The organism is Streptomyces sp. UG1 (genome assembly GCF_049974585.1).
Lineage (GTDB): Bacteria > Actinomycetota > Actinomycetes > Streptomycetales > Streptomycetaceae > Streptomyces.
Genome location: NZ_JBNGGG010000110.1, coordinates 1 through 4,937, shown reverse-complemented (window position 1 = coordinate 4,937; position 4,937 = coordinate 1). Strand labels below are relative to the sequence as shown.

Sequence of the window (4,937 nt, the reverse complement as noted above, 5' to 3'; positions counted from 1 at the left end):
TACCGCAGCAACCTCATCGACGGATGCCTCGCGGAAACCGGCCTCACCTTGACGACATCACGGCAACAAGGTCAGTAACGGTGCGATGCAACACTCGAGGTCACTCGGAAAAGTGCAGCCGCTGCCGGAGCCACCCGAGGGCCCCAAGGTCGTCGGCGAGCCAGTTGTAGGCGAGGTTGGTCGCCGACCGCGGTGCTCCGGTCGGCAGGGAGATAAGGTGATCTGAGGTGCGGTGGAAGACGGATTGACGGCTGCCGGCTTCCATCAGCGCGGCCTGGTCGCGCAGGGGCTGTGGTGCCCCCGCGAGGACTAGGCTGACCTGGGGCGGGGCATCGAGCGGGCGGTCTCGGATCGGGGTGAGGGTGTAGTACAGGCTGCTGCCCTCGGGCCCGTCCTCCCTCGTGATCACTTGCCCTTCGGCGCGCACAGGCAGAACGCTGTACAGGCCCAGGGCGGATCCGAAGCGGGGGAAGTTCTCGGTGACCAGGTCGCGGTAGCCGGTGACGGCGTCCCGGAGGACGTCGGTGAGGATGCTGACGGTCAGCTCGGGGGAATAGTCCTGCCACCGCTGGCGGTTGGCCGGGCTGCGCTGGTCGGGCAGGGGCCGTGGCGGAGCGAGGTGCTCGCCGTGCAGGCCGGTGAGGCGGGCGTTGATCCAACGGATGTCGTGCGAGTCGACCCGCGCGCTGCCGGACCCCCAGTGGGACATCTGGGACGCGTTAACCTGGGTCATCATCTCGGCGACCGCGGCCCGCAGGTCCGCCAGCGAAATGTCCGCCCTGGTCCACCGGTGATGCCTGATCTTCATGATCTGCTGGGTCAGGAACCACATCCTCTCCCGCTCCAGCGGGGAACCTGCGGGTAGGGGAAGGCGCTGCTGCCGCAGCAGCTGGGCCAGGGGCTCGCACAGCCGGTCGCGTGCCCAATGCCACCGCTCCAGCTGCCCATCCGGCAGACTGAACGAGGTCCCTGAATGCCACCCGGCGGCCCGCCGGCCGTCCAGGCGCGTGTCGGGCAGATAGACCAGTTCCGGCTGGGTGGCCGTACGGGCCTCGAACAGGAGCATCCTGGAGCCCTGCAGCAGCCGGACGCCCCACTGTATGAGCCGGCCATCGTGATGGTGCGCCAGCTGCGGACCGCAGGCTCCGAAACCGTCCAGGAACGCCTGGACGGCCTCCCGCAGCCGCCGTCCGGCCTCCAGGGACGGGTCGGCGCCATCCGCTGGAGCTTCACGGCGAACCGGGGGACGACGGCGGGGGCGGTCGATCTCGTCGAGGATCCACGATGCGGCGGCCGGGTTGGCCCGGGCCAAGCGCAGCATCCACTGCTCGGCCGTCTCCTCCGGCGCGGTGGAGACAGCGAAGGCGAGTGCGTATCTCCAGCCGGGGAAGGAGTGGGCACCGGCGGCTTCCTCCAAGGCGACCGTGCCGGAGCGTAGGGCGTGGGCAGCGAAGTACTGCTCGAAGAGGGGCAGAGCGAACCGGAGACCGGCCTCGTCGTCCACGACCAGGCCGGTCTCAGTCAGGGCCCACACCTGCGGATCGGTGCCGAACGAGGCGGCCGGCACCGGCTCCAGGGAGGTGAGGATGCGGGCGGCCAACCGGGCGAGACGGTCCCAGGTCTGGTCGTCGGCCTGGGGCCGCTCCCGCTCGACGATGTCCCGGGCGAGGCCGGACAGCAACTGCAGGGGCGAGAGGTCGATCTGCTTGCCGCCAGCGATGCGGGCGGCCATAGCCAGAACCAGCAGCGGGCTGGTCATCAGCTTGCGGGCTTCCGGCGTCCACGCCGCCGGCGGCGGCTCCTCGCCAAGGACGCACCGCAGCAGCTCGGCACCGCGCTCCCACGGCCACGCATCGGCGGTGAGACGCTCTTCCGGATCCGCCTTAACGCCCTCACGGCTGGTCGCCAGCACCCGCACCCTCGGCCACATCAGCACCAAGTGCCGTGCCTCGTCTAGGAGCTGGTCGGCCTGCCGGGGCGTGAGGCTGTCGAGATCGTCGATGACCACCCGGCACGGCCGGATCGGGTCACCCCCGATCGCCTCCGTCACCGCGGCCGACAAAGCAGGGGTGACCGTACGGGCATCCAGCCACACGGGGACCTCGACCTCCTCGTCGAGCTCCGCGTCCTCAAGCCCCTCCTCCAGCCAGCGCCCGGCACGCTCGCTCTTGCCCGCGCCCATCGACCCCACCAGCACCCGTACCTGGCCCTCCGGCACCACCAGCGCGGACTCGGGGTGCTCGACCATCCACTCCAGCACGGCTTCACGCCTGCGCGCCGGGACGGGGCGCAAGCGGAGCAGCCGACGGGCCTGCACATCCCGCCCGGCAAGGTCCAGTCGCTCCTGCCGGGATCGAGACCCCGACACCCCCACCTCGCCCGTCTCGGCGGCTGAAGACGCCGGGGCGGCACCCTGTGCTGGACATCTCCGAAGTCGGTCGGTTCCAGTTTGCGGAGAACGGCGATGGCAGCTGCGGCGGCGTTCCTGGAGGCCTGCAGCTGGGAGCCCTCCGCGTCCCGCTTGTCCTTATCCGGGTCGGCCTTGTCGCTGATGCCCCGGACGATCAACGTGTCCAAGGTGCCGGTGAGGTGGGCGGCCTGGGCGACGCCGGCTCCTTCCATCTCGATGGCGGCGGCGTCGTTGTAGTGCTCGTGGATGTGGCGTGCGATCCCGGACTCGGCGTCGGCGAGGACGATGTCTCCGACGGCGATCGGCTTGAAGTGGGCCCGGTACTCGCTGCCACGCAAGGCATAGCGGGCGGCCTGCTCCAGGCGGTGGGAGGTGCGCCAGGCCTCGGGGCGCACGAGGAAGCCCTCCGGGGTCTGCTTGCCCCCGTGAATGCCGTACACCTTGGTCGCCACCACGACGTCGCCGATGTTGATGTCGTTCTTTAGGCCGCCCGCGACACCCACGAAGAACAGGGCCTGCGGGGCGAGCCAGGAGTTGACGCGCTCAGTGAGGGTGGCCGCCGTGAGGGTACCCTCACCGATCTCAGCGAGGGCGACGTACCAGGAGGTACCGGGGAGTCGGCTGCGTTCAACGCGGGTGCCGGAGGCGTGCACGAGCGTCTCGGTGTCGGTGAGGTGGGCCCGTACGGCGTCATACTCCGCAGATAGGGCCGTGAGGATGACCGCGGTGGGGAGAGGGGTGTCTGCCACGTGACCAGCCTCGACCGTTCTTCTCTTGCGCGGGTGCAGAGCTCACCGTAAAGCACACCCACGCCGGAACAAGCGATTCCGTAGTGGGTGTGGGGGCTTGCCGGAGCCCATCCGTCAGGCAGGGGAGCCGGGGGCGGACATGCAGGACAAGCAGGGCAAGGTCTCGTCGACGTCAGTTCCGTAGGGACGAGGCCCATCGTCGGCAGGGCTGTCGATGCCTCACAGACATCGACAGCCCTGCCCAGAACGCGTACCCGATACCTCATGCCGTTACCGTTCGCCCGAACCGAGCGTCCCTGCGTGCAGGAGGATCTGGACGGCCAGCCCGGCGATCGCCAGCGCCTCGATCACGGACAGTCCGATGAGCAGTGCCCCGCCGCCCCCATGCGCCCAGTACACGACAAGTGCGGCCATCGGTACGGCGCAGAACGCCCCCTGATCGACCGCGAACTGGATGAGTTTGCGCGAGCGGCGCCGCGCGTCGGTGCGGTGGGCAGTCTCCCACCTGAAGACGGCCTCGACCGTGTCGGAGCTTCCGGTCGCCGCCGCGAGACGCGGTCCCAGCTCGTTTCGCACATAGTCGCCGATCGCTGAGATTTTCTCGTCGTTGACGAGGTAAGTCCATCCCAGAACCACGCAGACCGGCGGCAGCGCGAGCAGCATCTGCGGCTGTTTGGCCTGCGCGGCAGCGGCGATGACGGCGGCGACGGCCGCCAGGGTCACGTACAGCAGGTTGTCGCGGAAGCCGATACGGGCCTTCTGCTCATCCTTGATCGTCTGATACTCCGTGAGCAGCAACTGCCCGACCGTAACCTCCGGATCTCTCTCATTCCCCTGCGCCTGCTGCTCCGACGACATGTCTTTCCCCCGCCTTCCGCCTTCACCTTGCTCTGCCTTGAGCATCCCAGAGCGGGACAGCGGAGGGCCGGGGAAAGCGGTCAGAGCCTTCGCGCACGGTGTGAGTTCGAAGGCTCGGTCCAGTGAACGAAGTTGATGCCGTCCAGACGCTGCCGTTCTTATCGATCAAGACTTGCGGCACGTCACCCCATCCAGCGATCGCACCACATCTGTTGCATCGGCTACGACCACGGACATCGGCGCTGAGCTGCATCAACGCGAGAATCTCTGCGCTGCAACAGCTCGTTTCCCCAGAGAACGGGTATTCGCCAGCCGGTGCGTGATGAACACCGTTGCCCGGCCCGCGGCGAGGGCCTTCAGACGGGTGTAGATCCGGCGTTCGGCACGGGCGTCGAGCGCGGCGGTCGGCTCATCCATCACCAACACGGGGGCGTCGCGGTGGAAGACGCGAGCGACCGCGACGCGCTGCCACTGACCGCCCGACAGGTCGTGCCCTCCCCACCAGGAGCGGGCCAGCGAGGTGTCCAGGCCGTGGGGCAGGGCGGCGATGACGCTGTCGGCGCCGGCTGCCTCGGCTGCGGCGTGTACGGCTCTGTCGCCGTCGGGGCGGGGCTGGCCGAGGGTGACGTTCTCGCGGGCGTCAGCGGCCAGCGCGTGTAGTCCTGCGGGACCAGCGCAACCTGGGCGAGCGCCCTGGTCGGATCGGCGTCCGCCCGGTCCACCCCGTCCCACCGCACCGACCCGCTGGTGGGGAGGAACAGCCCCGTCAGGACCCGGGCGAGGGTGCTCTTGCCTGCGCCGTTCTCACCGACCAGGGCGATGACCTCGCCACGCTTGAGATCCTTGTAGACCGTATGTAGCGGCCGTTCTGAGCTGTGGCTGAGGTCGGCTGCCGCGCCGAAGGCCGATGCCCCGCTGGG

The 4,937-nt window shown here is 69.2% G+C and carries 2 protein-coding genes and 2 pseudogenes; all 4 read right to left on the bottom strand.

Annotated elements, in window-relative coordinates:
* Positions 1 to 100 precede the first annotated feature (100 nt).
* On the bottom strand, positions 101 to 2,368 hold the full coding sequence (locus ACP4J3_RS50445; protein ID WP_426544995.1) for a hypothetical protein: 2,268 nt from the start codon (positions 2,366 to 2,368) through the stop codon (positions 101 to 103).
* 143 nt (positions 2,369 to 2,511) lie between these two features.
* A pseudogene (locus tag ACP4J3_RS50440) lies at positions 2,512 to 3,159 on the bottom strand (nucleosidase); the annotation flags it as partial.
* Between the two features lie 270 nt (positions 3,160 to 3,429).
* The gene (locus tag ACP4J3_RS50435) at positions 3,430 to 4,017 is read right to left on the bottom strand and encodes a hypothetical protein (protein ID WP_426544993.1); all 588 of its coding nucleotides are present in this window, start codon (positions 4,015 to 4,017) and stop codon (positions 3,430 to 3,432) included.
* A 303-nt stretch (positions 4,018 to 4,320) separates the two neighbouring features.
* A pseudogene (locus tag ACP4J3_RS50430) lies at positions 4,321 to 4,937 on the bottom strand (ATP-binding cassette domain-containing protein); the annotation flags it as partial.